The 1,340-nt window shown below is 37.4% G+C and carries 1 protein-coding gene; it reads right to left on the reverse strand.

The features are described 5' to 3' along the window. Positions 1-926 precede the first annotated feature (926 nt). On the reverse strand, positions 927-1,340 hold a 414-nt coding region (locus tag A0125_RS15950; protein WP_066758296.1), incomplete at its 5' end, for a hypothetical protein.

Consider the following 1,340-nt stretch of genomic DNA (forward strand, 5'->3'; position numbering starts at 1 on the left):
TTTGTGTCGAATTTGTTGACCCTACGACGGTCACCGTAACCGCTGCTAGCGGATCCCCGCCAGATACAGAGGTCACTTTACCAGACACTGTTCTGTTCTGTGCTAGTGCCGACCCTATTGTAATCGAACACAGCACAAGAAAGCTAAGTAGTTTTTGCTTCATCGTGTGAAATTAGTGTGTGTGTATGTGTGTGTATAATAAATAGTCCCCAATAGTAGAAATTAAAATTATAAATGCAAAAAAATGTTAAATGTTGATTTTCAGCAAATTTTGAAACAATTATTGCGCAGGTTTCATACCTCCCCTATAAAGACATGTAATTTCCTTATGAATAATTATATCAAATAAATGAAAAATAAAAACCACCCTCAGTTTATTGTTCAAAATTTAATATTTTTTATTTTTTCAAAATCACAATAACTTTGTCACAACAATTAACCCTTCATAAATGAGGTATTCACAAAGATTGCCTTGAACCACACATTATAGGCATAAACTTGATAAACCATTTGGAATACCATTAAAGACCTCGCATACTGGCTTTACTTATGCAACAACTAAAAAAGGAATAAAATGGAGTTACGATTAACGCAGTATTGTTAAGAATTATCTTGTAAAGCTTATAGGGTCGGCCATTAACAGATTTGATTCTTTAGTACGAGAAGCTGCACGCATAATAACCGAAAGCGAATTGGAATGCAGACCAAGAATTCTAGTTAATGGATAAAAAGCAATACGCACTCGCTGGGACGATTGCCAAGTCAATAGACACGAAAGATCACAAAAAAAAGGTGATAGTGAACTGCTTACCACTACCACCTTTTAGTAAAGTGTATCATCTGAAGTTCTTAGATTCTAATCTAAGAACTTCAGATGTTTTGAACCTTAATATTAAACCAGAATCGGATCTCTTAATATGATAAGATTATTTGCGAATCCAAGCTTGTACTTGTACCGGAATGATCTCCTGACCGTTATCCAATGTTACTAAAAACATAAATGCGATTTGCAATTCCGTCGCATTACCATTGATAAAACCCTGAACCAACGTATTGTTAGCATCACTTTTAGAACGAAACTCGTCAATAGTTGTCGTGAATGTCGCTCTATTCCCATTACCCGCAATCGGAGCGTCAATGTAAGTTGCTGCACGAACTCCACCGGCATTAATCGCCGTTCCGCCAGCGTGTACGCGGGATATAGCGGCAATAGTTCTTCCTGAAGTCGCAGGTATGGCCAATGTAAAACTGATATTACCATCATTTAATGGTACAATAATGTACGGGTTGAAGCCATGTGTTGTCGCCCCTTCGAAGGTCACCGGAATATCTGGACGATT

The sequence above is a fragment of the Sphingobacterium populi genome, assembly GCF_001586775.1.
Lineage (GTDB): Bacteria > Bacteroidota > Bacteroidia > Sphingobacteriales > Sphingobacteriaceae > Sphingobacterium > Sphingobacterium populi.